Below are 24351 nucleotides of genomic sequence, written 5' to 3' on the forward strand. Positions count from 1 at the left end.
GGCGCGCCCACGCCGGTCTATACAATCGCCGCGCGCCTGGCGCAGAATCCAACAACAACGTGCGCAGCGGGGGATGGACCCGGCGACGCGGCACGACCCCGGGGTCTGTCCTTCCCGCCAGGCGGTGCGCCGGCGCACGAAGCGGCAGCCCTGTCGGAACCGATGGAGATCATTCATGCGTAAACTCTGCCTCGCCATGGCCATGGCGGGAATGCTGGCCACCGGATTGGCGCAGGCCCAGTCCACCTTGCGTATCGGGCTGCAGGACGACCCGGACGTGCTGGATCCGGCCCGCGCCCGCACGTTTGTCGGCCGCATCGTGTTCGCGTCGCTGTGCGACAAGCTGGTCGACATCACCCCCGACCTGAAGTTCGTGCCCCAGCTCGCGCAGTCCTGGACCGTCGGCCCGGACAAAAAGACGCTGACCTTCAAGCTGCGCACGGATGCCGTCTTCCATGACGGCACGCCCGTCAACGCCGCCGCCGTCAAGGCCAACCTGGACCGTGCCCGCACGCTGCCGGACAGCAACCGCAAGAGCGAGCTGGCCACCGTCGCCAGCGTGGACGCGCCGGATGACCAGACCGTGGTGCTGAACCTGTCGGAGCCGGACGCTTCCCTGCTGTCCCAACTGTCCGACCGCGCCGGCATGATGATTTCGCCCGACAGCTTCGACAAGGATCCCGGCGGCAAGCCCGTGTGCTCGGGTCCGTACCAGTTCAAGGAGCGCGTGCAGAACGACCGCATCGTGCTCGAGAAATTCCCCAAGTACTGGGACGCGGCCAATTACCACTTTGACCGCCTCGTCTACACGCCGATTCCGGACAACACCGTGCGCCTGAACAACCTGCGCGCGGGCGACCTGGACATCATCGAGCGCGTGGCGCCCAGCGACACCAAGGCCGTCAAGGACGATCCCAGCCTGCGTCTGGCGCCGGTGACCGGCCTGGGCTTCCAGTCCATCTCGGTGAACATCGCCAACGGCGCGCGCGCCGACCATCCGCTCGCCAAGGACAAGCGCGTCCGCCAGGCGCTGGATCTGGCCATCGACCGCGACGTGCTGAACCAGGTGATCGGCGAAGGCATGTTCCAGCCGGCGTACCAGCCGTTTCCGCCGGCCAGCTTCGCCTACAACAAGTCGTTCGACCGCGCGGGCCGCGATCCCAAAAAGGCGCAGGCCCTGCTGAAGGAAGCCGGCTACGACCGCGTCAAGGTCGAGATCACCTTCGGCAACAACACCACGATGCAGCAGGTCTTTGAACTGGTGCAGGCCATGGGCGCCGAAGCGGGCTTCGACATCACCCTGCGTCCCGTCGAATTCGCCTCGCTGCAATCCTCGCTGGCGCGCGGCGACTTCCAGGTCGGCCAGAACGGCTGGTCCGGCCGCGTCGATCCCAGCGGCAATATCCACCAATACCTGAGCTGCAAGGGCAACCTGAACGACGGCAAGTTCTGCGACGCCGGCATCGACAAGCTGCTCAACGACGCCCGCGCCGAGGCCGACACCGCCAAGCGCCGCGCCATGTACGACCAGGTGCTGACCGCGATGCAGGACCAGCGTCCCATCATCTATCTGTTCTACCTGCCCTGGACGTTCGGCGTGCAGAGCAAGGTGGAAGGGTTTGTGCCCTATCCCGACGGCCTGATCCGCCTCAAGGGCGTATCCAGGAAGTAAAGCCCCAGGCCCGCAGATGCGGGCCTCTTCACGCGCGGCGCACATTGCAGGTGTCTGACACCCACCCGCCCACAACAGGACCCACCATGTTTACGACTCGCCCGGAAATCCTCGGCACCTTCGGTGTCGTGACGTCCACCCATTGGCTGGCCAGCTCGGCCGGCATGTCGCTGCTGGAGCGCGGCGGCAATGCGTTCGATGCCTGCGTCGCCTCGGCGTTCGTGCTGCAGGTCGTCGAACCCCACCTCGTGGGGCCGGCCGGCGAAGTGCCGGCCGTCTTCTATTCCGCGCGCACCCGCAAGGTCGAGGTGCTGTGCGGGCAGGGCACGACGCCCGCCGCCGCCACGCTCGAGCGCTACCGCGCCGAAGGCCTCAAGCTCATTCCCGGCAACGGCCTGCTGGCCACCGTGATCCCGGGCGCCTTCGACGCCTGGATGCTGCTGCTGCGCGACCACGGCACGATGCGCGTGCGCGACGTGCTAGAACCCGCCATCTACTATGCCGAGCACGGCCACGCCCTGATGCCGCGCATCTCCAACACCATCGCCGGCCTGAAGGACTTCTTCCAGACGCACTGGCCCACGACCGCCCAGGTGTACGTGCCGGGCGGCCAGGTGCCGCAGGCCCGCAAGCTGTTCCGCAACCCGGCGCTCGCCCGCACCTGGACCCGCGTGCTGCAAGCGGCCGAAGCGGCCGGCGCCGACCGTGAACGCCAGATCGAGGCCGCGCGCGACGCGTTCTACCGCGGCTTCATCGCCGAAGAAATCGACCGTTTCGCCCGCAACACCGACGTCATGGACGAAAGCGGCACGACCCACCGCGGCGTCATCACGGCCGACGACCTGGCCGGCTGGTCCGCCAGCTACGACACGCCGCTCACCTACGACTACCACGGCTACACGGTCGCCAAGGCGGGCGCCTGGAGCCAGGGCCCCGTGTTCCTGCAGACGCTGGCCATCCTGAAGGATATGGACCTGGCTGGCGTCAGCCCCACCAGCGCCGAGTTCATCCACCGCGTCACCGAGGCCATGAAGCTCGCCTTTGCGGACCGCGAAGCCTATTACGGCGATCCGGCCTTCATCGACGTGCCGCTGGACCATCTGCTTTCGGATGCCTACAGCGCCGAACGCCGCAAGCTGATCGGCGAGACCGCATCGCGCGACCTGCTGCCGGGCCGGGTGCCCGGCTTCGAGGCCCAGGTGGCCCGCGTCATGGACACGCTCGAACGCCTGTCGCCCGTGACCGCGCCGGGCAGCGCTACGAACGAGCCGACGCTCGCCGACATGCGCGCCTCGGCCAAGCGCGGCGACACCACGCATGTGGACGTCATCGACCGTTGGGGCAACATGATCTCGGCGACGCCTTCGGGCGGCTGGTTCCAGTCCTCGCCCGTCATTCCGGCGCTTGGGTTCGGCCTGAACACCCGCGCCCAGATGTTCTGGCTGGAAGAGGGCTTGCCGGGCACGCTGGCGCCGGGCAAGCGTCCGCGCACCACGCTGACCCCGTCGCTGGCGCTGCGCGACGGCGTGCCTTACCTGGCGTTCGGCACGCCGGGCGGCGACCAGCAGGAGCAGTGGCAGTTGCTGTTCTTCCTGCGTCACGTGCACCATGGCCTGAACCTGCAGGAAGCCATCGACCTGCCCATGTCGCACACCATGCATTTCCCCACGTCCTTCTATCCCCGTGACCGCAAGCCGGGGCACCTGGCGCTGGAGGCCAGCTTCGGCGCCGAGGTGATCGAGGCGCTGCGCCGCCGCGGGCACCAGATCGAGGAAGTGCCGGAATGGTCGGTGGGACGGCTGACCGCGGCCTCGCGCGATCCCGACGGCCTGCTGCACGCGGCGGCCACGCCGCGCCTGATGCAGGCCTACGCGGTCGGGCGCTGAAGCGGCGGTTCTCGACGGCTGACGGCGGCTCACGAAGGCCCACGTCGGCCCATGGCGGCGCCCGGCGATTCATCGGGACTTGAGGCGTCTTGTAGTGTCTTGTGGCGTTTTGTGGCGTCTTTCCGGATCTTTTGGGATCTTTTGGCGTCTTGCGGCGGCTTACCCGCATAGGGTATGTTTGTGGAATGACGCCATCCGAGCAGAGCCTGGCTACAGCGGCTCGACCCCTCACGGGAACAGAACCTCTTTTCATCGTCCTCAACACCGGATCGGGGCGCGGCGACGCGCAGGTCCTGCAGGACACCATCCGGCGCATCCTCGACGAGGCCGGGCGGCGATACGACCTGATGTCGGTGGACGATCCGTCGCGCCTGACTGACGTCGCGCGGCAGGCGGTCAAACGCGCGCAGGACGAGCAGGGCGTCGTCATCGCCGCGGGCGGCGACGGCACGCTCAACGCCGTCGCGGCCACGGTCCTGGGGCAGGGCGTGCCCTTCGGCATCCTGCCGCAGGGCACCTTCAACTATTTCGGCCGCACCTACGGCATCTCGCAAGAGACCGAAGTCGCCCTGCGCGGCTTTCTGAAAGGCCGCATCCAGCCGGTGCAGGTCGGCCTGCTCAACGGCCGGCCGTTCCTCGTCAACGCCAGCCTCGGCCTGTATCCGCAACTGCTCGAAGACCGCGAAGCCTACAAGCAACGCTACGGCCGCAGGCGCTGGGTCGCCCTGTGGTCGGGCCTGGTCACGCTGATGCGCGAACCGCGCCAGCTCAGCCTGCAGCTCGAGTTCGAGGGCAAGGCGCGCAGCCTGCGGTCGCCAACGCTCGTGGTGGGCAACAACAAGCTGCAGCTCGAGCACGTCGGCATCGACAACGAAGAGCTCGACCGCAATCGGCTGGTCGCCATGGCCGCGCGCCCCGTGGGCACGCTTGCCCTGTACGGCCTGTTGCTGCGCGGCCTGCTCAGCCGGCTGGGCGAGGCCGAGCATGTCATCAGTTTCGCCTTCGACACAATGACGGTGCGCGTGCGCGGCCGCCGGCGGGTCAAGGTCGCGATGGACGGCGAGATCTCCTGGATGGACACGCCGCTCGAATTCAAGGTGGCGGACGATCGCCTGCCCCTGGTGGTGCCGACGGACGCCGAGTACCTGGACCGCTCATGACGCGGATCCTGCATCTGTCAGACACGCATTTCGGCACTGAGCGCAAGGCGGTCGTCGAGGCCGTGCTGGACGTGGCCCGGCAGGTGTCGCCGGACCTGGTCGTGCTGAGCGGCGACATTACCCAGCGCGCCCGACGCGCCCAGTTCGCCGCCGCGCGCCGATTCATCGAACGCCTGTCACTGCCCGTGCTGGCGGTGCCCGGCAATCATGACATCCCGCTGTTCAACGTCTTCGCGCGGGTGCTCAACCCCTACGGCAATTACAAGCGCGCGCTGGGCCCGATCCTCGAACCCGTGTTCGAAAGCCCCGGCGTGCTGGCCATCGGCGTGAACACCACGCGGCCCAGGCGCCACAAGGACGGCGAAATCTCCGACGCCCAGATCGCCCGCGTCGCCCAGCGGCTGCGCCAGGCCCGTCCCGGGCAGTTGCGCATCGTCGTGGCGCACCATCCCGTGCGGGCCAAGGTGGAATCGGACCTGTCCAATCTCCTGATCGGCCGCGAGCGCGCGCTCGCCGCGTGGGCGCAGGCCGGTGTCGACCTCGTGCTGGGCGGTCACATACACTTGCCCTACGTGTTGCCGCTGACGGCATCGTCGGGGCCGGCGGGCTGGATCGTCCAGGCCGGCACTGCCTGTTCGCAGCGTGTCCGGGGCAGCGTGCCCAATTCGGTGGGCCTGATCACCCGGTCGGTCGAAGACGGCCAGCAGGTCTGCCACGTCGAGCGGTGGGACTATGCGGCCGGCGCAAGCGCCTTCGCACCTGTCGACAAAACGCTGGTCACGCTGGTGCAGTAAGCGCGCACTTCGCGCATTTTTTCAATTTGATGGCGTACTCATGACCGATGTCTATGCGGCATGGGCCGCGGCCCATGCCCTCCAATTGTTTGTCGCGCTGCCGCTCGTGGCCGGCGCCGCGTCGCTGCTGTTCATGCGCTGGCACGGCCGGCTGTCCGCCGGCGGCCGCACCGCGCTCTTCGCCGCCACGGCCCTGGCAGCGTTCGGGACGTTTCTGGCGTTGGCCGTGGCCGTCGACAGCCGCGGGACGATCGTCGCCTTCGACAGCGCGCTGGCCGACGCGCTGAGCATGTCCATGTCCACGTCGATGCTGTGGCTGCTGTCCTGGATCACCTATCTGGGCGACCGCAACCTGCTCACGGTGTTCAGCGTGCTGATGACGCTGGGCCTGCTCTGGCGCGGGATGTGGCAGCTTGCGCTCTTTTGCGCCATCACAACCGGCCTGGGCGGGGCGCTCAACTGGCTGCTCAAGCACACCTTCGAACGCGTTCGGCCGGAACACGACCACGGCTACGCGATGGCAAGCGGCTGGAGTTTCCCCAGCGGTCATTCCTCGGCCGCCATGGCCGTGTACGGGACGGCCTGCTACCTGATGTGGCGCCTGGCTCCGCCCGCCTGGCGCATGCCCTGCGTGGCCGGCATGACCGCGCTCATCGTGGCGATCGGCCTGAGCCGCATCCTGCTGCAGGTGCATTTTGCGAGCGATGTGGTCGCCGGGCTGGCGGTGAGCCTGGGGTGGCTGGTGCTATGCGTGGCGGCCTGCGAACGGCTGCACATGTCAGGGGCGGCGGTTCAGCGCGTCCAGTAGGCACGACCCGGCCCGGTCGACGCCATCGGTCGGCAACGGCGCGCACGTGTAGCGCCCGCCCGCGCGGGCGATGGCCCGGTCGAGTTGCCGCATCCGGTCGTCGGGCGGCGGGTCCAGATCGATGATCAGCTTGCCAGCGATGGGCGCCGTCACCTGGCCGTCGCTGAACCGCTCCAGGGTGCGGTCGATCTCGCGCTCCCGGGGCAGGGCCAGCACGATGGTGTCCGACTCCGCCAGCGCCTCGCGCGCCGACGTCGCCAGCGTTGCGTTGCCGCGGAACGCCTCGCAGCGCGCCGCTTCGACATCGTAGAGCGTCAACGCAATGTCGGGATCGGCGGCCAGCAACTGCCGCGCCGCCCGCGTGCCGATGCTGCCCATGCCGACGATGCTGACGCGCCGGCTCATGGCTTGGGCACCGACCACGTGCTCACGATATGGGCAAGCGGCTCATCCGAGCCATCGCCCGTCAGCACGACTTCCCCCGCGGACAGCCGGCCCACCTTCAGCAGGCGGGCATGGGCATGGATGGCGCCTGCCGGACTCTTGCGCAGGAAATTGATGGTCAGGCTGGCCGTGACGGCGTGGGCCTGGCCGGTCGCGCCCACCACGGCCGCATACATGGCCAGGTCGGCAAGTCCCATCAGCATGGGCCCGGCGACGATGCCTCCCAGCCGCTGGTGCGCGTCGCGCGCGGGAAGGACCGCGTGCGCCGTGCCGCGCCCGATATGGAGGACGTCGATGCCCAGCAGCATCGAGAACGGATGCTGTTCGGCCAGCAGTACATGAAAGTCGGCCAGGCTGATCAGCGGCGCACGGGTGTCGGGGGGCAGGGCGGTTGCGGTCATCGTCGTTCCAGGGCGTGGCAATAGTTGTCCAGCAGCGGTTCGGCCTGCTGGCCCAGGGACTTGAGGCGTCGGGTGTGCAGCAGCAGCAACAGCCCCATCAGATACGTAAAGACGTTCATCTGCTCGGTTTGCACGGCTTCCGCCTCCCAGGCCTTCGTGCGCGCCAGCGCATGCCCGAGCAGATCGATGCATTGCCGCAGCCGGGCATTGAGTTTCTCGTCCATGTCCCGGCCCAGTCCGCGCGGGCCCAGCCCCTGGACCAGATACATTCCCAGCGAAAAGTCCGTGCGCCGTTCCGCGTAATAGCCGAAGAACGCGAGGATCGCGCCGCGCGCGGCCGTCGTGTCCTCATGCGCGGCGGCGGCCCGCTCCAGGTGCGCGTGCAACCGCTGCAACGACCCATCCAGCAGTTCCCCATAGATCGCTTCCTTGCCCGCGAACCAGGGGTAAATGGCGCCCGTCGTGCAGCCGGCCTCCTTGGCGATCGCGCGGATCGTGGTCTTTTCCAGCCCATCGCGCTCGAAGACCCGCAAGGCGGCGTCCAGGATGATCTGCCTGCGCAGCGCACTCAGGCGTTCGTTGCGTTCGGCGCGCGGGGAGGGGATGGACATGTCGGTCGGGCTCGATTCGATGCCATCGATAATATCGACGATTTTTATTAATAACAACGTTATTCGCCCCGCTTGTGATTACGATGGTCTTCAGTGCCGGAGTCATCCCGGCCGCCTCCGATTTCCCTCGGACGGCAGCGGGAACCGTGAAGAAAGTCGCTTGACGAATGGGTTTTGGAATTGCCCGGAAAATTGGGGGCAGGGCCGAAAGTCGCATGGTTGCGCGCTCGGGCTGTTCGATAAGGGTAAGCCCTAGCGTTGCTCCGCCAGCATCAGCGGGATGTTGCAACTTCCCAACATGCCTGTCGCAAACCTGCACTTTTCTGATGCCGACCGTAGCCAGTCCCCCTGATTTTTGATGCAATAGCGTCAACTTCCCTTCGCGGAGTTAGGGGGGCGGCAGGCTGGTTTGCTGGATTGCTGCTCTTGTCACTCAAATCAACGGAGATTTCTTAAATGAAAAAGACTCTGCTCGCTGCCGCCCTGCTCGCCGGTTTCGCCGGTGTCGCCCAGGCAGAAACGTCTGTCACCCTGTACGGCATCATCGACACGGGCCTCGGCTACAACAAGATCAGCGGTGGTCCCGATGCCGTTAACGGCAGCCGCTTCGGCATGATCAACGGCGTCCAAAACGGTTCGCGCTGGGGTCTGCGTGGTTCGGAAGATCTGGGTGACGGCCTGCGCGCTGTTTTCCAACTGGAATCCGGCTTTGATTCGGGTAACGGCAAGTCGGCTCAAGGTGGCCGTCTGTTCGGTCGCCAAGCCACCGTCGGTCTGGCCAGCGACAGCTGGGGCCAACTGGACTTCGGCCGTCAAACCAACATCGCGTCGAAGTACTTCGGTTCCATCGACCCGTTCGGCGCTGGCTTCGGTCAAGCCAACATCGGCGTTTCGATGAGCGCTGCCAACACGCAACGCTACGACAACATGGTCATGTATCAGACCCCGTCGTTCAGCGGCTTCCAGTTTGGCGTTGGTTACTCGTTCAACGCTGACGACAACAACACCGCCCAAACCGGCTGGAAGACTGCCGACAACACCCGCGCCATCACGACCGGTCTGCGCTACGTCAACGGCCCGCTGAATGTCGCTCTGTCGTACGACCAACTGAACGCTTCGAACCGTCTGCCGACGGAAGCCACCGACGCCACCCCGCGTATGTACGCGATCGGCGCTTCGTATGACTTCGAAGTCGTGAAGCTGGCCCTGGCCTACGCTCGCACCACCGACGGCTGGTTCGCTGGCCAAGGCGTGAACACCGGCACGGGCTCCCTGAGCATCGGCACCAACATCTTCGCCGATGGCTTCAAGGCCAACTCGTACATGGTCGGCCTGTCCGCCCCGATCGGCGGCGCAAGCAAGCTGTTCGGTTCGTGGCAAATGGTTGACCCCAGCAACGACCGTATCAACGGTGCTGAGACGATGAACGTCTTCTCGCTGGGCTACACCTACGACCTGTCCAAGCGCACCAACCTGTACGCTTACGGTTCGTACGCCAAGAACTACGCCTTCGTGGAAGACATCAAGTCGACCGCCGTCGGCGTCGGTGTCCGTCACCGCTTCTAATCCAATGCAGGGCGCAAGCCCTGCCTGGATTTAAAGCTGACGCGAACGGGCTTCGGCCCGTTCGCATGAACCACCCGTTGGGGTGGTTTTTTTTCGCCTGATGGTTGAATTCGGGCATACTGCGGCGACTTGTCTTTCAAGCCGTGTATCCTTCACAAGTGCTTGTGAAAGCTGCGATTGTTCCATTTGAGGAATGCAGTCTTTCGCCTGCTATTCAAGCTACAGAGTTCAGCCGGAAGTAACCGCGCGAATGCTACAATCCTAAGGTTTGCGCATTTGACGGACGCCTGAATGAACCTGCAACAGTATTTTCCCGTCCTGCTGTTTATCGTAGTGGCCACCCTTATCGGGTTCGCGCTTCTAACGGCCGGCTCCCTCCTTGGCCCGCGGCGTCCTTACGCTGAGAAGCTCTCGCCTTACGAGTGCGGCTTCGAAGCGTTTGAAGATGCTCGCATGAAGTTTGACGTGCGCTACTACCTCGTGGCGATCCTGTTCATTCTTTTCGACCTGGAAATCGCGTTCCTGTTCCCGTGGGCCATTGCCCAGGGCACTGTCGGGCTCGTCGGTTTCTGGACGGTCATGGTTTTCCTCGCCGTGTTGACCGTCGGCTTCATCTACGAATGGAAAAAGGGCGCGCTGGACTGGGAGTGACCTCCGGGTTCATTTCACAGCACGCTATCAGAGACGAATATGGCTATAGACGGCATTCTCAAGCAAGGCTTCATCACAACCAGCGCCGACAAGTTCCTGAACTGGGCGAAGACCGGTTCGATGTGGCCCATGACCTTCGGTCTGGCCTGTTGCGCGGTTGAGATGATGCACGCGGGCGCGGCCCGCTATGACCTGGACCAATTCGGCATCATCTTCCGGCCCAGTCCGCGTCAGTCCGATCTCATGATCGTGGCCGGCACGTTGTGCAACAAGATGGCGCCCGCGCTGCGCAAGGTCTACGACCAGATGCCCGAGCCGCGCTGGGTGGTTTCCATGGGCTCCTGTGCCAATGGCGGCGGCTACTACCACTACTCGTATTCGGTGGTCCGTGGCTGCGATCGCATCGTACCGGTAGACGTCTACGTGCCGGGCTGCCCGCCCACGGCCGAGGCGCTGGTCTACGGCTTGCTGCAGATGCAGAACAAGATCCGCCTGACCAACACGATTGCGCGCTGATGCTTCACGGGTTCGACGGCAGGCCCCGCCGCCTCGGACCCCGCGAAGCCAGCGTATCGGTTCACCTAAGCGTACAAGATGATGACCAGGCTCGAATCCCTGAAAAACAATTTGCAGACCACCCTCGGCGCGGACATCGCGCTGACCGAGGCGCTGGGCGAGCTGACGCTCGAAGTGCCCGCGGAGCAGTGGTTCTCCGTCTGCAACAAGCTGCGCACCGAAGCCGGCCTGCGCTTTGAAACCTGTATCGACCTCTGCGGCGTCGACTACCTGACCTGGGGCAACGGCACGCGCCAGCTTCCCGAGGAAGCCAACGTCCGGGTCCACCGTTCGCGTTATGCCGTCGTGGCGCACCTGCTCTCCATCGAGAACAACTGGCGCCTGCGCGTGCGTACGTGGGCGCCTGACGACGAATTCCCGATGGTCGCCTCGCTGATGGAATGCTGGCCGGCCGTGGGCTGGTTCGAGCGCGAAGCCTTCGACCTGTACGGCATCGTCTTCGAAGGCCACCCCGACCTGCGCCGCATCCTCACGGACTACGGCTTCATCGGCCATCCTTTCCGCAAGGACTTCCCGCTGTCGGGCACCGTCGAAATGCGCTACGACCCCGAACAACGGCGCGTCATCTACCAGCCGGTCACGATCGATCCGCGCGAGATCACCCCGCGCGTGGTGCGCGAAGACACCTACGGCATGGGGCGTTGAATCATGGCAGACATCAAGAACTACACCCTGAACTTCGGTCCTCAACACCCGGCCGCGCACGGCGTGCTGCGCCTGGTGCTTGAACTCGACGGCGAAGTCATCCAGCGCGCCGACCCGCACATCGGCCTGCTGCACCGTGCCACCGAAAAGCTGGCCGAACACAAGACCTACATCCAGGCGCTGCCCTACATGGACCGCCTGGACTACGTGTCCATGATGTGCAATGAGCACGCCTACGTCATGGCCATCGAGAAGCTGCTGGGCATCGAGGCGCCGCTGCGTGCGCAGTACATCCGCGTGATGTTCGACGAAATCACGCGCCTCCTGAACCACCTGATGTCCCTGGGCTCGCACGCCCTGGACGTGGGCGCGATGGCGGTGTTCCTGTACGCCTTCCGCGAGCGCGAAGACCTGATGGACTGCTACGAAGCGGTCTCGGGCGCGCGCATGCACGCGGCCTACTACCGTCCGGGCGGCGTCTACCGCGACCTGCCGGATTCGATGCCGCAATACGGCGACACCAGCAAGTACCGCGGCGACAAGGAAATGCGCGCCATGAACGACGCGCGTTCGGGCTCGCTGCTGGACTTCATCGAAGACTTCACCAACCGCTTCCCGGCCTGCGTCGACGAATACGAAACGCTGCTCACCGACAACCGCATCTGGAAGCAGCGCCTGGTCGGCATCGGCGTGGTCGATCCCGAGCGCGCCAAGGCGCTGGGCTTCACCGGCCCGATGCTGCGCGGTTCGGGCGTGGCCTGGGACCTGCGCAAGATGCAGCCCTACGAAGTCTACGATCTGCTCGATTTCGACATCCCCGTCGGCGTCAACGGCGATTGCTACGACCGCTATCTGGTCCGCGTCGCCGAGATGCGCCAGAGCAACCGCATCATCCGCCAGTGCGTGGAATGGCTGCGCAACAATCCCGGCCCGGTCATGATCGAGAACCACAAGATCGCCCCGCCGTCGCGCACCGCCATGAAGACCAACATGGAAGAGCTGATCCATCACTTCAAGCTCTTCACCGAAGGTTTCCACGTGCCTCCGGGCGAGGCGTACGCCTCGGTCGAGCATCCGAAGGGCGAATTCGGCATCTACCTGGTGTCCGACGGCGCCAACAAGCCTTACCGCCTGAAGATTCGGGCGCCTGGCTTCGTCCACCTGCAATCGCTGGATGAAATGTCGCGCGGCCACATGATCGCCGACGCCGTCACCATCATTGGCACGCAGGACATCGTTTTCGGCGAGATCGATCGCTGATCCGTCCAGACAGTCACGAGCACGCCCGCATAACCCGGATTCAAACTATGCTGCTTTCCGAACAGGCCTACCAGAAAATCGACCGTGAACTGGCCAAGTTCCCGGCCGACCAGCGGCAGTCCGCCATCATGGCCTCGCTTGCCATCGCGCAAGAAGAGAAGGGCTGGTTGGCTACCGAAATCATCGAAGACGTGGCCAAGTACATTGGCGTTCCGCCCATCGCGGTCCAGGAAGTCGCCACCTTCTACAACATGTTCGACGTCAAGCCCGTCGGCAAGAACAAGATCGCCGTCTGCACGAACCTGCCCTGTGCCTTGCGCGACGGCGACCGCGCCGGCGAATACCTCAAGCGCAAGCTGGGCGTCGACTACCGCGAGACGACCGCTGACGGCCAGTTCACCCTGGTCGAAGGCGAATGCATGGGCGCCTGCGGCGATTCCCCCGTGCTGATCGTGAACAACAAGCATATGTGCGTGCGCATGACCGACGAGAAGCTGGACGCGCTGGTCGCGGCCCTCAAGGTGCAAGGAGAGTCGGCATGAACGCGCCAGACCTGTACAAGCAGTTCGCGCAAGGGCTGGATCCCAACCCCCTGAACGACCTGTCCAATTCCATGTGCCTGCACGGCCGGCACATCCAGCCGCAGATCATGGCCGACGTCGACGGCGCCAACTGGCGCCTGGAAGACTACGTCAAGCGCGGCGGCTACGAAGCCCTGAAGAAGATCCTCACCACCGGCATGAAGCCGGAAGACGTGATCGCCGAAGTCAAGGCCTCCGGCCTGCGCGGCCGCGGCGGCGCGGGCTTTCCGACCGGCCTGAAGTGGAGCTTCATGCCGCGCGCCTTCCCCGGCCAGAAGTATCTGGTCTGCAACTCCGACGAAGGCGAGCCCGGCACGTTCAAGGACCGCGACATCCTGCGTTTCAATCCGCACATCGTGATTGAAGGCATGGCCATCGCCGCCTACGCCATGGGCATCAGCGTCGGCTACAACTACATCCACGGCGAAATCTTCGAAGTCTACGAGCGCTTCGAGGAAGCCCTGGAAGAAGCGCGCGCCGCCGGCTTCCTGGGCGACCGCCTGTTCGGTTCGGACTTCAGCTTCCAGCTCCACGCGTTCCACGGCTACGGCGCCTACATCTGCGGCGAAGAAACCGCGCTGCTGGAATCCCTGGAAGGCAAGAAGGGCCAGCCGCGCTTCAAGCCGCCGTTCCCGGCCAGCTTCGGCCTGTACGGCAAGCCCACCACGATCAACAACACGGAAACGTTCGCGGCCGTGCCGTGGATCATCCGCAACGGCGGCCAGGCCTACCTGGAAGTCGGCAAGCCGAACAACGGCGGCACCAAGCTGTTCTCGATCACCGGCGACGTCGAGCGTCCCGGCAACTACGAGATCCCGCTGGGCACCCCGTTCTCGACCCTGCTGGAACTGGCGGGCGGCATGCGCGGCGGCAAGAAGCTCAAGGCCGTCATCCCCGGCGGCTCCAGCGCCCCGGTCCTGCCCGCCGACATCATGATGGCTTGCACGATGGACTATGACTCCATCGCCAAGGCCGGCTCGATGCTGGGTTCGGGCGCCGTCATCGTCATGGACGAGACGCGCTGCATGGTCAAGTCGCTGCTGCGCCTGTCTTACTTCTATTTCGAAGAAAGCTGCGGCCAGTGCACGCCGTGCCGTGAAGGCACCGGCTGGCTCTACCGCATGGTGCATCGCATCGAAAACGGTCAAGGCCGTCCGGAAGATCTGGAGCTGCTGGACAACGTGGCCGCGAACATCATGGGCCGCACCATCTGCGCCCTCGGTGACGCCGCCGCCATGCCCGTCCGTGGCTTCCTCAAGCATTTTCGCGACGAATTCGCGCACCACATCGAGCACAAGTCTTGTGTGGTCCCGCAATATCTGTAGGTCTCAGGAACAGCAATGGTTGAACTAACCGTCGACGGCAACAAGGTCGAAGTGCCCGAAGGCAGCATGGTCATGCATGCCGCCCAGAAAGTCGGGCTTTACGTGCCGCATTTCTGCTACCACAAGAAACTGTCCATCGCGGCCAACTGCCGGATGTGCCTGGTTGAAGTGGAAAAGGCGCCCAAGGCGCTGCCCGCCTGCGCCACGCCCGTGACCAACGGCATGGTCGTCCACACCTGCTCGGAGAAGGCTCGCGCCGCTCAGAAGTCGGTGATGGAATTCTTGCTCATCAATCACCCCCTCGACTGCCCGATCTGCGATCAGGGCGGCGAATGCCAGCTGCAGGATCTGGCCGTGGGCTACGGCGGATCCTCGTCGCGCTACCAGGAAGAAAAGCGCGTCGTGTTCCACAAGGACCTCGGCCCGCTCGTTTCCGCCGAGGAAATGTCCCGCTGCATCCACTGCACCCGCTGCGTGCGCTTCGGCCAGGAAATCGCCGGCGTCATGGAACTGGGCATGCTGGGCCGTGGCGAACACTCCGAGATCACCACCTTCGTGGGCCGCTCGATCGAGTCCGAACTGTCGGGCAACATGATCGACATCTGTCCGGTGGGCGCGCTGACCTCCAAGCCCTTCCGCTACAGCGCGCGCACCTGGGAACTGGCTCGCCGCCGTTCGGTCAGCCCGCACGACAGCCTGGGCGCCAACCTGGTGGTCCAGGTCAAGGGCGACCGCGTGATGCGCGTGGTGCCGTTCGAAGACGAAGCCGTCAACGAATGCTGGATCAGCGACCGCGACCGCTTCTCGTATGAAGGCCTGAACAGCGAAGACCGCCTGTCCGCCCCGATGATCAAGGGCGCCGATGGCAAGTGGCAGGAAGCCTCCTGGGCCGATGCCCTGCAGGCCGTGGCCCAGGGCCTGTCGCGCGTGCGTGACAGCTTCGGCGCCGGCCAGATCGGCGCGCTGGCCTCCGAGTACGCCACCACCGAGGAATACGCGCTGCTGGGCCGCCTGGTCCGCGCGCTGGGTTCCGAGAACATCGACTTCCGCCTGCGCCAGACCGATCCGGCCTTCGACGCCGCGCTGACTGGCGCGCCGTGGCTGGGCATGCCCATCGCCGAACTCGACAACCTGGACCGCGTCCTGGTGGTCGGCTCGTTCCTGCGCAAGGATCACCCCCTGATGGCCCAGCGCCTGCGCCAGGCCGCCAAGCGCGGCACGCAGGTCCTGATGGTCGACAGCGCCGCCGACGATCCCCTGCTGCCCGTGACCGCGCGCATCACCGTCGCGCCGTCCGAACTGGCGCGCGCGCTGGCCGAAGTGGCCGTCGCGCTGGCCCAGGCCAAGGAGCAGGCCGTGCCGGCCGAATTCGCCTCGGTCACGCCGGGCGAAAACGCCAAGCTCATCGCCGCCAGCCTCGCGTCGGGCGCCAACACCGCCGTGCTGATGGGCAACCTGGCCGTCGCCAGCGCCCAGGCCACCACGCTGGCCGCCAACGGCCGCGCCGTGGCTGACCTGGCAGGCGGCAAGTTCGGCTTCCTGACCTCGGGCGGCAACACGGTCGGCGGTTACCTCGCCGGCGCCATCCCGGGCAAGGGCGGCAAGACCGCCGCCGCCATGCTGGCCGAACCGCTCAAGGCCTACGTGGTCCTGCACGCCGAGCCGCTGCTCGACGCCGACAACGGCCAGCAGGCCATCGCCGCGCTGCGCGGCGCGCAGTTCGCCGTCGCGCTCACGCCTTACCGTTCGGCCGCGGCCGAATGGGCCGACGTGATGCTGCCGGTGTCGCCGTTCACCGAAACCTCCGGCACCTTCGTCAATGCGCAAGGTCTTGCCCAGAGCTTCAAGGGCACGGTCACGCCGTTTGGCCAGACCCGTCCGGGCTGGAAAGTCCTGCGCGTGCTGGGCAACGTCCTGCACCTGGCGGGCTTTGACGACGAGACCTCCGAGTCCGTGCGCGACGCCGTGCTGGCCGGTGGCATCGAAGGCCGTCTTTCCAACGACATCAAGGCGCCGCTGGGCCTGGGCCAGGCGCTCACCGGCCTGGAACGCGTCGCCGATGTGCCGATCTACCGTACCGACGCCATGGTGCGCCGTTCGGAACCGCTGCAGGCCTCGCCGGCTTCCAAGAAGCCCGCCGCCGCCATGAACGGCCGCACGCTCACCAGCCTGGGCCTGACGGCCGGCGTCAAGGTGCGCGTGTCGGGCGGGCAGGGCGCCGTCGAACTGGAAACCGTGCAGGATGATGCCGTGGCCGACCGCGCCGTGCGCATTTCCGCAGCCTTCGAAACTACCGCTGCCCTGGGTGGCGCATTTGGTCAAATCAGCGTGGAGCGTGCCTGATGGAATGGCTCAATGTTCTTGAAAGCCACGGTCAGGCATTGCTGGGCCCGACGGTCTGGATGGTCCTCTGGACCCTCATCAAGATCGTGGTCATTGCCGTGCCCATCATCCTGTGCGTCGCCTACCTGACGTACTGGGAACGCAAGATGATCGGCGCCATGCACGTGCGCATGGGTCCGAACCGCGTCGGTTTCAAGGGGCTGCTGCAGCCTTTCGCCGACGTGTTCAAGCTGCTGACCAAGGAAGTCGTCGTTCCCAGCCAGGCCAACAAGGTGCTGTTCATCGTGGCCCCGGTGGTCACGCTGATGCCCGCGCTGGCCGCCTGGGCGGTCGTGCCGTTCGGCCCGGACGTCGTGCTGGCCAACGTCAACGCCGGCCTGCTGTACATCATGGCCATCACGTCCATCGGCGTGTACGGCGTGATCGTCGCCGGCTGGGCCTCGAACTCCAAGTACGCGTTCCTGGGCGCGCTGCGCGCCTCGGCCCAGATGCTGTCGTATGAACTGGCCATCGGCTTCGTGCTGGTGACGGTGCTGCTGGTGTCGGGCAGCCTGAACATGTCCGAGATCGTGAACGTCCAGAACCGCGGCTGGTTTGCCGAGAAGGGCCTGACGTTCATGTCCTGGAACTGGCTGCCGCTGTTGCCGCTGTTCGTGATCTACGTGATCTCGGCCGTCGCGGAAACCAACCGCCACCCGTTCGACGTGGTGGAAGGCGAATCCGAAATCGTGGCCGGCCACATGGTCGAATACTCGGGCATGGCGTTCGCGCTGTTCTTCCTGGGCGAATACGCCAACATGATCCTGCTGTCGTGCATGGCGTCGATCATGTTCCTGGGCGGTTGGGCTTCCCCGATCGATATCGCGCCGCTGACCTGGATTCCGGGTTGGATCTGGCTGGGTCTCAAGACGTTCGTCGTGGTCTCGTTGTTCGTGTGGTTCCGGGCCTCGTTCCCGCGCTACCGCTACGACCAGATCATGCGTTTGGGTTGGAAAATCTTCATCCCGCTGACCGGCGTCTGGCTGGTCGTGGTGGCGATCTGGATGCAGACGCCCTGGAACATTTGGCGCTAAGCCGCCAAGCAGAGGCACGATATGGAAGCGATCAAGGATTTCTTCGGCAGCCTGATGCTGACCGAGTTGCTCAAGGGCATGCGCCTGACGGGCAAGTATTTCTTCAAGCGCAAGGTCACCTTGCGCTACCCCCAGGAAAAGACCCCTGCGTCGCCGCGTTTCCGCGGCCTGCACGCGCTGCGCCGCTACCCCAATGGGGAAGAGCGCTGCATCGCGTGCAAGCTGTGCGAAGCCGTGTGTCCGGCGCTGGCGATCACGATCGAGTCGGATCAGCGTGACGACGGCACCCGCCGCACGACGCGCTACGACATCGACCTGACCAAGTGCATTTTCTGCGGCTTCTGTGAGGAAAGCTGCCCCGTGGACTCCATCGTGGAAACCCATATCCACGAATACCACGGCGAAAAGCGCGGCGACCTGTATTTCACCAAAGACATGCTGCTCGCCGTGGGCGACCGCTACGAAGCCGACATCGCCCGCCGCCGGGCCGAAGACGCGCCTTACCGCTGAAGCCCAGGGTCCGATCCATGACTTTTACCACTGTCCTTTTCTACATACTGGCCGCCGTGCTGGTGATCGCGGCGTTCCGCGTGATCACCGCACGCAGCGCGGTCACCGCCGTTCTGCACCTGATCCTGGCGTTCGCCAACGCCGCCATGCTGTGGATGCTGCTGGGCGCGGAATTCCTGGCGCTGCTGCTGGTGCTGGTGTACGTGGGCGCCGTGATGGTGCTCTTCCTCTTCGTCGTGATGATGCTGGACATCCGCATGGACACCCTGCGCCAGGGCATGAAGACCTACCTGCCGCTCGGCCTGGTGATCGGCCTGGTGCTGGTGCTGGAAGTGTCCTTCGTGCTGGGCTCCATCTGGTACGGCTCCGGCCCCCAGGCGCAGCTCGCCAGCGACTACAACAACGCCCGCGCCCTGGGCGAGGCGATGTACACGCAGTACGTCTATGCCGTTGAAGTCGGCGCCGCGCTGCTGCTGGTCGGCATGGTCGCCGCGATTGCGCTGACCCTGCGCCGCCGCCGCGACGTGAAGTACAACGACCCGGTCGCCGCTGTCCGCGTGCGTTCGAAGGACCGCTTCCGCATGGTGAGCATGCCCGCCCAGAGCGAGCGCGCCCAGGCCAAGCGTGACGCTTCGAACGGCGTTGCCGCGCCCCAAGGAGAAAAAGAATGACGTTGACGCTGGCCCACTATCTGATCCTTGGCGCGATCCTGTTCGCCATCGGGATCTTCGGCATCTTCCTGAACCGCCGCAACCTGATCATTCTCCTGATGTCCATCGAGCTGGTGCTCCTGGCCGTCAACATGAACTTCGTGGCGTTCTCCAGCTGGTTCGGCGACACCGCCGGCCAGGTGTTCGTGTTCTTCATCCTGACCGTGGCCGCCGCTGAAGCGGCGATCGGCCTGGCCATCCTGGTGCTGCTGTTCCGCAACCTGAACACGATCAACGTTGACGAACTCGATCGCCTGAAGGGCTGACGGGGTATTGGAAGAAAATGTCTAGCTCACCCAATCTCTACCTGCTCATCGCGCTGGCGCCGCTGGCCGGAGCAATTCTCGCGGGCCTTTTCGGCACCGGGTTCCTTGGCCGTCCCATCGGTCGCCGCGCCTCGCACGTCATCACCATCCTGGGCGTGCTCATCTCCGCCATCGGTTCGGTGGTGGTGCTGGGCGACGTGCTGAACGGCCTGCGCTTCGACGGCGCGGTCTACACCTGGAGCCTCATCGGCCAGACCAAGCTGGAAATCGGCTTCCTGATCGATCCGCTCTCGGCCATGATGATGGTCGTGGTGACCTCCGTGTCGCTGATGGTGCACATCTACACCATCGGCTACATGGCCGACGATCCCGGCTACCAGCGCTTCTTCTCGTACATCTCGCTGTTCACGTTCTCCATGCTGATGCTGGTGATGTCGAACAACATGGTGCAGCTGTTCTTCGGCTGGGAAGCGGTGGGCCTGGTGTCGTACCTGCTGATCGGCTTCTGGTACACCCGTCCCACGGCGATCTTCGCCAACATGAAGGCGTTCCTGATCAACCGCGTCGGCGACTTCGGCTTCGTGCTGGGCATCGGCCTCTTGTTCGCCTACGCCGGCACCATGAACTACGGCGAAGTCTTCGCCCAGGCCGACAAGCTGGCCGGCATGACGCTGCCCGGTTCCGACTGGATGCTGCTGACCGTCGCATGTATTTGCCTGTTCATCGGCGCCATGGGTAAATCGGCCCAGGTTCCGCTGCACGCCTGGCTGCCCGACTCGATGGAAGGCCCGACCCCGATCTCCGCGCTGATCCACGCCGCCACCATGGTGACGGCCGGCATCTTCATGGTGGCGCGTTTCTCGCCCCTGTTCGAGCTGTCGGACACGGCGCTGTCGTTCATCATCGTGATCGGCGCCATCGGCGCGCTGTTCCTGGGCATCCTGGGCATCATCCAGAACGACATCAAGCGCGTCGTCGCGTACTCCACGCTGTCGCAGCTGGGCTACATGACCGTGGCGCTGGGCGCGTCGGCCTACTCGGTCGCGATCTTCCACCTGATGACGCACGCGTTCTTCAAGGCGCTGCTGTTCCTGGGCGCGGGCTCGGTCATCATCGGCATGCACCACGACCAGGACATCCGCAACATGGGCGGCCTGCGCAAGTACATGCCCATCACCTGGATCACCTTCCTGCTGGGCACGCTGGCCCTGGTCGGCACGCCGTTCTTCTCGGGTTTCTACTCGAAGGAAAACATCATCGAAGCCGCCGGCCACGCCAACGTGTGGGGCGCGAGCTTTGCGTACTACGCGGTGCTGATCGGCGTGTTCGTCACCTCGCTGTACTCGTTCCGCGTTTACTTCCTGGTCTTCCACGGCAAGGAACGCTTCGATACGTCCGACCACGGCCACGGCCATGACGCGCACGGCCACGGTCATGACGACCACGGCCACGTCGACCACGGCCATGGCCACCACGGCGGCAAGCCGCACGAGTCGCCCTGGGTGGTCACGCTGCCGCTGGTGCTGCTGGCGATCCCGTCCGTGCTGATCGGCGCCTGGGCGGTTGACCCGATGGTCTTCGGCAAGTTCTTCGAAGGCACCATCAAGGTGCTGCCGCTGCAGCATCCGGCCATGCACGTGCTGAGCGAGGAATGGCACGGCTGGGTCGCCTACGGCCTGCATGCCTTCCAGACCCTGCCGTTCTGGCTGGTCGTGGCTGGCTTCGTCATCTCCTGGTACTGCTACCTGATCAATCCCAAGGTTCCGGCCGCCATCAAGTCCAGCCTGTCGGGCGTGAACAAGGTGCTCGAGAACAAGTACTACGTGGACTGGTTCAACGAGCAGGTGATCGCGCGCGGCTTGCGCTGCCTGGGCCGCGGCCTGTGGCAGACCGGCGATCGCGGCATCATCGACGGCATCCTGATCAACGGTAGCGCCCGCCTGGTGGGCTGGGTGGCAGCCATCAGCCGCCACCTGCAGTCCGGCTTCATCTATCACTATGCGTTCGCAATGATCATCGGCGTCATGGCGCTGGTGACTTTCTTTGTGCTGATTCCCCAATGATGGCAAGCGAGATGGCATCCAACACTTTTCCCTGGCTCACGCTTGCGATCTTTGTCCCGATCGTATTCGGCCTGCTGGTGCTGGCGGTGGGCCGCGACGATCGTCCCGGCCTGACCCGCGGCCTGTCGCTGGTCGGCTCGATCGCCGGCTTCCTGGTCACGATTCCGCTCTACACGGGTTTTGATTCCTCCACGGCTGCCATGCAGTTCGTCGAGAAGACCTCCTGGATCGAGGCCTTCAACGTCAACTACCACCTGGGCATCGACGGCATTTCGCTCTGGTTCGTGCTCCTGACCGCGTTCATCACCATCATCGTGGTGCTGGCGGGCTGGGAAGTCATCACCAGCCGCGTCGCGCAATACATGGCCGCCTTCCTGATCCTGTCGGGTCTGATGGTGGGCGTGTTCTGCGCGCTGGACGGCATGCTGTTCTACGTGTTCTTCGAAGCCACGCTGATCCCGATGTACATCATCATCGGCGTCTGGGGCGGACCGAACCGCGTGTATGCGGCGTTCAAGTTCTTCCTGTACACCCTGATGGGTTCGCTGCTGACGCTGGTGGCGTTCGTGTACCTCTGGAACGTCTCGGGCGGTTCGTTCGACATCCTGACCTGGCAGCAGACCAAGCTGGGCTACACCCCGCAGATCCTGATCTTCGTGGCGCTGCTGGCGGCCTTCGCGGTCAAGGTGCCGATGTGGCCGGTCCACACGTGGTTGCCCGACGCCCACGTCGAAGCGCCCACGGGCGGTTCCATCGTCCTGGCCGCGATCATGCTGAAGCTGGGCGCCTACGGCTTCCTGCGCTTCTCGCTGCCGATCGCGCCTGATGCCTCGCACAGCCTGGCCGGCCTGATGATCACGCTGTCGCTGATCGCCGTGATCTACATCGGCCTGGTCGCGATCGTGCAGGACGACATGAAGAAGCTGGTGGCCTATTCGTCGGTCGCGCACATGGGCTTCGTCACGCTGGGCTTCTTCATCTTCAACACGGCCGGCGTCGAAGGCGCCATCGTGCAGATGATCTCGCACGGCTTCGTGTCGGGCGCCATGTTCATGTGTATCGGCGTGCTCTATGACCGCATGCACTCGCGCCGCATCGCCGACTACGGCGGCGTGGTCAACGTGATGCCGCGCTTTGCCACGTTCTTCATCCTGTTCTCGATGGCCAACAGCGGCCTGCCGGCCACCAGCGGTTTCGTCGGCGAATTCATGGTGATCATGGGCGCGGTCCAGCACAATTTCTGGATCGGCCTCCTGGCAGCCACCGCCCTGATCCTGGGCGCGGCGTATTCGCTGTGGATGGTCAAGCGCGTCGTCCTGGGCGATGTCGCCAACGACCACGTGCGCGAGCTGACCGATATCAATCGCCGCGAATTCGTGATTCTTGGCGTGATGGCGATCGCCGTGTTGTACATGGGGATCTATCCCAAGCCCTTTACCGACGTGATGCACGTGTCGGTCGAGGCCCTGCTGCAACACGTTGCCGTCTCGAAACTGTAAGACAAGACAATGATGCAATCCCAAATCGATTTCGCCCTGGCGACACCGGAAATCCTTCTGCTGATTTTCGGCCTGGCTATCCTGCTCATCGACGCGGTCAGCAATCACCCCGAGCGCAAGCCGACGTTCCTGCTGACCATGCTTGCCCTGGGCGTGCTGACCGTCGTGTCCGCCGTGCAATGGAAGAACGGCGTGGCGGGTTCGACGTTCAACGGGCTGTACGTCACCGACGAGCTGTCGCATCTGCTGAAGATCGCCTCCTACGTCGCGGTCGCCGTGACGCTGATCTACGGCCGGGTCTATGCGCAGGTGCGTGACATGGTCAAGGGCGGTGAACTGTACGTCCTGACCCTGTTCGCGCTGCTGGGCCAGATGGTGATGATCTCCTCCGGGAACCTGATCTCCATCTACCTCGGGCTGGAACTGATGTCGCTGGCGCTGTACGCGCTGATCGCCCTGCGCCGCGACAACGTCGTGGCCACCGAAGCTGCCATGAAGTACTTCGTGCTGGGCGCGCTGGCCTCGGGCTTCCTGCTGTACGGCATGTCGATGATCTACGGCGCGACGGGTCACCTGGACCTGGCCGAGATCTCCAAGGTCATCGCCGCCGGCAAGGCCGAGAAGATGGCGCTGGTGTTCGGCATCGTGTTCCTGGTGTCGGGCCTGGCGTTCAAGCTGGGCGCCGTGCCGTTCCACATGTGGGTGCCTGACGTCTACCAGGGTTCGCCGACCGCCGTCACCCTGATCCTGGGCGGCGCGCCCAAGCTGGCCGCCTTCGCGATCACGCTGCGCCTGCTGGTGGACGGCCTGCACGGGCTGGCCGCCGACTGGCAGCCCATGCTCATGATCCTGGCCGTCCTGTCGCTGGCCATCGGCAACCTGACCGCCATCGCGCAGACGAACTTCAAGCGCATGCTGGCGTACTCGACCATCTCGCACATGGGCTTCGTGCTGCTGGGCCTGATGTCGGGCTCGGTCGCGGGCAAGCCGGAACTGTCGTCCGCCGCCTACGGCGCGTCGCTGTTCTACATGCTGACCTACGTGCTGACCACGCTGGCCAGCTTCGGCATCGTGCTGCTGCTGTCGCGCCAAGGTTTCGAGTGCGAGCACATCGACGACCTGAAGGGCCTGAACCGCCGCAGCCCGTGGCATGCCGCCATCGTGCTGCTGCTGATGTTCTCGCTGGCCGGCATCCCGCCGCTGGTGGGCTTCTACGCCAAGCTGGCCGTGCTCCAGGCCCTGGTGAGCGCCGGTCATATTTCCCTGGCCGTGGTGGCGGTGCTGTTCTCGCTGATCGGCGCGTTCTACTACCTGCGCGTGGTCAAGGTCGTGTACTTCGACGAGCCGGCGGCCGACGCCGCGCCGATGGTGGCCACCGCTGGCCAGCGCGGCGTGCTGTCGATCAACGGCGCCCTGATCCTGGTGCTGGGCCTGCTGCCCGGCGGCCTGATGGCGCTGTGCGTGCAGGCCATCCGCTCGTCGCTGACCCTGTAAGGGACGGATCACA

The 24351-nt window shown here is 65.0% G+C and carries 23 protein-coding genes; 20 read left to right on the forward strand and 3 right to left on the reverse strand.

Translation table 11 applies throughout. The annotated features are described in order from the left end of the window. Nucleotides 1–175: 175 nt before the first annotated feature. The 5 genes from BXA00_RS15370 to BXA00_RS15390 all read left to right on the forward strand — a co-directional run bounded on the left by BXA00_RS15370 (nt 176) and on the right by BXA00_RS15390 (nt 6320). Nucleotides 176–1672, forward strand: a complete 1497-nt coding sequence (locus BXA00_RS15370; RefSeq protein ID WP_076519280.1) for an ABC transporter substrate-binding protein — start codon at nt 176–178, stop codon at nt 1670–1672. An 86-nt stretch (nt 1673–1758) separates the two neighbouring features. Further along, a complete protein-coding gene (locus BXA00_RS15375; RefSeq protein WP_076519281.1) occupies nt 1759–3558 on the forward strand; it encodes a gamma-glutamyltransferase family protein in 1800 nt (599 codons plus the stop codon). A gap of 185 nt (nt 3559–3743) precedes the next feature. After that, on the forward strand, nt 3744–4718 hold the full coding sequence (locus BXA00_RS15380; RefSeq protein WP_076519282.1) for a diacylglycerol kinase family protein: 975 nt from the start codon (nt 3744–3746) through the stop codon (nt 4716–4718). Beyond that, entirely contained in the window at nt 4715–5512 is a 798-nt protein-coding gene (locus BXA00_RS15385; protein WP_076519283.1) for a metallophosphoesterase, read from the forward strand. Before BXA00_RS15380 ends, BXA00_RS15385 begins: the two co-directional genes overlap by 4 nt. 40 nt (nt 5513–5552) lie before the next feature. After that, a complete protein-coding gene (locus BXA00_RS15390) occupies nt 5553–6320 on the forward strand; it encodes a phosphatase PAP2 family protein (RefSeq protein ID WP_076519284.1) in 768 nt (255 codons plus the stop codon). Here the strand turns inward: BXA00_RS15390 and BXA00_RS15395 are convergent. From BXA00_RS15395 to BXA00_RS15405, 3 genes are read right to left on the reverse strand one after another with little or no spacing between them, the layout of a single operon-like run. Then, a complete protein-coding gene (locus tag BXA00_RS15395; RefSeq protein ID WP_076519285.1) occupies nt 6291–6725 on the reverse strand; it encodes an NAD(P)-binding domain-containing protein in 435 nt (144 codons plus the stop codon). The two genes, BXA00_RS15390 and BXA00_RS15395, sit on opposite strands and share 30 nt — an antisense overlap. After that, nucleotides 6722–7165: a PaaI family thioesterase gene (locus BXA00_RS15400; RefSeq protein ID WP_076519286.1), complete on the reverse strand. Its 444-nt coding sequence runs from the start codon at nt 7163–7165 to the stop codon at nt 6722–6724. Before BXA00_RS15400 ends, BXA00_RS15395 begins: the two co-directional genes overlap by 4 nt. Continuing rightward, nucleotides 7162–7776, reverse strand: a complete 615-nt coding sequence (locus BXA00_RS15405) for a TetR/AcrR family transcriptional regulator (RefSeq protein ID WP_076519287.1) — start codon at nt 7774–7776, stop codon at nt 7162–7164. Before BXA00_RS15405 ends, BXA00_RS15400 begins: the two co-directional genes overlap by 4 nt. A 456-nt stretch (nt 7777–8232) precedes the next feature. Here BXA00_RS15405 and BXA00_RS15410 point away from each other — a divergent pair, with 456 nt between their 5' ends. The 15 genes from BXA00_RS15410 to nuoN all read left to right on the forward strand — a co-directional run bounded on the left by BXA00_RS15410 (nt 8233) and on the right by nuoN (nt 24338). Further along, nucleotides 8233–9342 (forward strand): porin, encoded by a 1110-nt coding sequence (locus tag BXA00_RS15410; protein WP_076519288.1) that lies wholly within the window; start codon nt 8233–8235, stop codon nt 9340–9342. A gap of 291 nt (nt 9343–9633) precedes the next feature. After that, nucleotides 9634–9993 (forward strand): NADH-quinone oxidoreductase subunit A, encoded by a 360-nt coding sequence (locus BXA00_RS15415; RefSeq protein ID WP_006217959.1) that lies wholly within the window; start codon nt 9634–9636, stop codon nt 9991–9993. Between the two features lie 39 nt (nt 9994–10032). Then, the gene (locus BXA00_RS15420) at nt 10033–10509 is read left to right on the forward strand and encodes an NADH-quinone oxidoreductase subunit B family protein (RefSeq protein ID WP_006217960.1); all 477 of its coding nucleotides are present in this window, start codon (nt 10033–10035) and stop codon (nt 10507–10509) included. Between the two features lie 78 nt (nt 10510–10587). Continuing rightward, entirely contained in the window at nt 10588–11214 is a 627-nt protein-coding gene (locus BXA00_RS15425) for an NADH-quinone oxidoreductase subunit C (protein WP_076519289.1), read from the forward strand. 3 nt (nt 11215–11217) lie between these two features. Next, entirely contained in the window at nt 11218–12474 is a 1257-nt protein-coding gene (locus BXA00_RS15430; RefSeq protein ID WP_076519290.1) for an NADH-quinone oxidoreductase subunit D, read from the forward strand. A gap of 47 nt (nt 12475–12521) precedes the next feature. Further along, nucleotides 12522–13016 (forward strand): NADH-quinone oxidoreductase subunit NuoE, encoded by a 495-nt coding sequence (nuoE, locus tag BXA00_RS15435; protein ID WP_076519291.1) that lies wholly within the window; start codon nt 12522–12524, stop codon nt 13014–13016. Next, a complete protein-coding gene (nuoF, locus tag BXA00_RS15440; RefSeq protein ID WP_076519292.1) occupies nt 13013–14380 on the forward strand; it encodes an NADH-quinone oxidoreductase subunit NuoF in 1368 nt (455 codons plus the stop codon). The genes nuoE and nuoF overlap by 4 nt, the downstream gene beginning before the upstream one ends. 15 nt (nt 14381–14395) lie before the next feature. Continuing rightward, nucleotides 14396–16723, forward strand: a complete 2328-nt coding sequence (nuoG, locus tag BXA00_RS15445; protein ID WP_076519293.1) for an NADH-quinone oxidoreductase subunit NuoG — start codon at nt 14396–14398, stop codon at nt 16721–16723. Next, on the forward strand, nt 16723–17796 hold the full coding sequence (gene nuoH, locus BXA00_RS15450) for an NADH-quinone oxidoreductase subunit NuoH (RefSeq protein WP_076519294.1): 1074 nt from the start codon (nt 16723–16725) through the stop codon (nt 17794–17796). Before nuoG ends, nuoH begins: the two co-directional genes overlap by 1 nt. 21 nt (nt 17797–17817) lie before the next feature. After that, the gene (gene nuoI, locus BXA00_RS15455) at nt 17818–18306 is read left to right on the forward strand and encodes an NADH-quinone oxidoreductase subunit NuoI (RefSeq protein WP_008161196.1); all 489 of its coding nucleotides are present in this window, start codon (nt 17818–17820) and stop codon (nt 18304–18306) included. Nucleotides 18307–18323: 17 nt separating this feature from the next. Further along, nucleotides 18324–18977 (forward strand): NADH-quinone oxidoreductase subunit J, encoded by a 654-nt coding sequence (locus tag BXA00_RS15460; RefSeq protein WP_076519295.1) that lies wholly within the window; start codon nt 18324–18326, stop codon nt 18975–18977. Then, nucleotides 18974–19282 (forward strand): NADH-quinone oxidoreductase subunit NuoK, encoded by a 309-nt coding sequence (gene nuoK / locus BXA00_RS15465; RefSeq protein ID WP_006217969.1) that lies wholly within the window; start codon nt 18974–18976, stop codon nt 19280–19282. The genes BXA00_RS15460 and nuoK overlap by 4 nt, the downstream gene beginning before the upstream one ends. Before the next feature lie 17 nt (nt 19283–19299). Continuing rightward, nucleotides 19300–21345, forward strand: a complete 2046-nt coding sequence (nuoL, locus tag BXA00_RS15470) for an NADH-quinone oxidoreductase subunit L (protein WP_076519296.1) — start codon at nt 19300–19302, stop codon at nt 21343–21345. After that, nucleotides 21342–22844: an NADH-quinone oxidoreductase subunit M gene (locus BXA00_RS15475; protein WP_076519297.1), complete on the forward strand. Its 1503-nt coding sequence runs from the start codon at nt 21342–21344 to the stop codon at nt 22842–22844. Before nuoL ends, BXA00_RS15475 begins: the two co-directional genes overlap by 4 nt. Nucleotides 22845–22853: 9 nt before the next feature. Further along, entirely contained in the window at nt 22854–24338 is a 1485-nt protein-coding gene (gene nuoN / locus BXA00_RS15480) for an NADH-quinone oxidoreductase subunit NuoN (RefSeq protein WP_076519298.1), read from the forward strand. Nucleotides 24339–24351: the final 13 nt, after the last annotated feature.

The organism is Achromobacter sp. MFA1 R4, assembly GCF_900156745.1.
Taxonomy (GTDB): Bacteria; Pseudomonadota; Gammaproteobacteria; order Burkholderiales; family Burkholderiaceae_B; genus Achromobacter.

Excerpts from the sequence above, each read along its gene's own strand:
- BXA00_RS15370 (WP_076519280.1), top strand. The coding sequence starts at position 176 with ATGCGTAAACTCTGCCTCGCCATGGCCATGGCGGGAATGCTGGCCACC.
- BXA00_RS15375 (WP_076519281.1), top strand. The coding sequence starts at position 1,759 with ATGTTTACGACTCGCCCGGAAATCCTCGGCACCTTCGGTGTCGTGACG.
- BXA00_RS15380 (WP_076519282.1), top strand. The coding sequence starts at position 3,744 with ATGACGCCATCCGAGCAGAGCCTGGCTACAGCGGCTCGACCCCTCACG.
- BXA00_RS15385 (WP_076519283.1), top strand. The coding sequence starts at position 4,715 with ATGACGCGGATCCTGCATCTGTCAGACACGCATTTCGGCACTGAGCGC.
- BXA00_RS15390 (WP_076519284.1), top strand. The coding sequence starts at position 5,553 with ATGACCGATGTCTATGCGGCATGGGCCGCGGCCCATGCCCTCCAATTG.
- BXA00_RS15395 (WP_076519285.1), bottom strand. The coding sequence starts at position 6,725 with ATGAGCCGGCGCGTCAGCATCGTCGGCATGGGCAGCATCGGCACGCGG.
- BXA00_RS15400 (WP_076519286.1), bottom strand. The coding sequence starts at position 7,165 with ATGACCGCAACCGCCCTGCCCCCCGACACCCGTGCGCCGCTGATCAGC.
- BXA00_RS15405 (WP_076519287.1), bottom strand. The coding sequence starts at position 7,776 with ATGTCCATCCCCTCCCCGCGCGCCGAACGCAACGAACGCCTGAGTGCG.
- BXA00_RS15410 (WP_076519288.1), top strand. The coding sequence starts at position 8,233 with ATGAAAAAGACTCTGCTCGCTGCCGCCCTGCTCGCCGGTTTCGCCGGT.
- BXA00_RS15415 (WP_006217959.1), top strand. The coding sequence starts at position 9,634 with ATGAACCTGCAACAGTATTTTCCCGTCCTGCTGTTTATCGTAGTGGCC.
- BXA00_RS15420 (WP_006217960.1), top strand. The coding sequence starts at position 10,033 with ATGGCTATAGACGGCATTCTCAAGCAAGGCTTCATCACAACCAGCGCC.
- BXA00_RS15425 (WP_076519289.1), top strand. The coding sequence starts at position 10,588 with ATGATGACCAGGCTCGAATCCCTGAAAAACAATTTGCAGACCACCCTC.
- BXA00_RS15430 (WP_076519290.1), top strand. The coding sequence starts at position 11,218 with ATGGCAGACATCAAGAACTACACCCTGAACTTCGGTCCTCAACACCCG.
- nuoE (WP_076519291.1), top strand. The coding sequence starts at position 12,522 with ATGCTGCTTTCCGAACAGGCCTACCAGAAAATCGACCGTGAACTGGCC.
- nuoF (WP_076519292.1), top strand. The coding sequence starts at position 13,013 with ATGAACGCGCCAGACCTGTACAAGCAGTTCGCGCAAGGGCTGGATCCC.
- nuoG (WP_076519293.1), top strand. The coding sequence starts at position 14,396 with ATGGTTGAACTAACCGTCGACGGCAACAAGGTCGAAGTGCCCGAAGGC.
- nuoH (WP_076519294.1), top strand. The coding sequence starts at position 16,723 with ATGGAATGGCTCAATGTTCTTGAAAGCCACGGTCAGGCATTGCTGGGC.
- nuoI (WP_008161196.1), top strand. The coding sequence starts at position 17,818 with ATGGAAGCGATCAAGGATTTCTTCGGCAGCCTGATGCTGACCGAGTTG.
- BXA00_RS15460 (WP_076519295.1), top strand. The coding sequence starts at position 18,324 with ATGACTTTTACCACTGTCCTTTTCTACATACTGGCCGCCGTGCTGGTG.
- nuoK (WP_006217969.1), top strand. The coding sequence starts at position 18,974 with ATGACGTTGACGCTGGCCCACTATCTGATCCTTGGCGCGATCCTGTTC.
- nuoL (WP_076519296.1), top strand. The coding sequence starts at position 19,300 with ATGTCTAGCTCACCCAATCTCTACCTGCTCATCGCGCTGGCGCCGCTG.
- BXA00_RS15475 (WP_076519297.1), top strand. The coding sequence starts at position 21,342 with ATGATGGCAAGCGAGATGGCATCCAACACTTTTCCCTGGCTCACGCTT.
- nuoN (WP_076519298.1), top strand. The coding sequence starts at position 22,854 with ATGATGCAATCCCAAATCGATTTCGCCCTGGCGACACCGGAAATCCTT.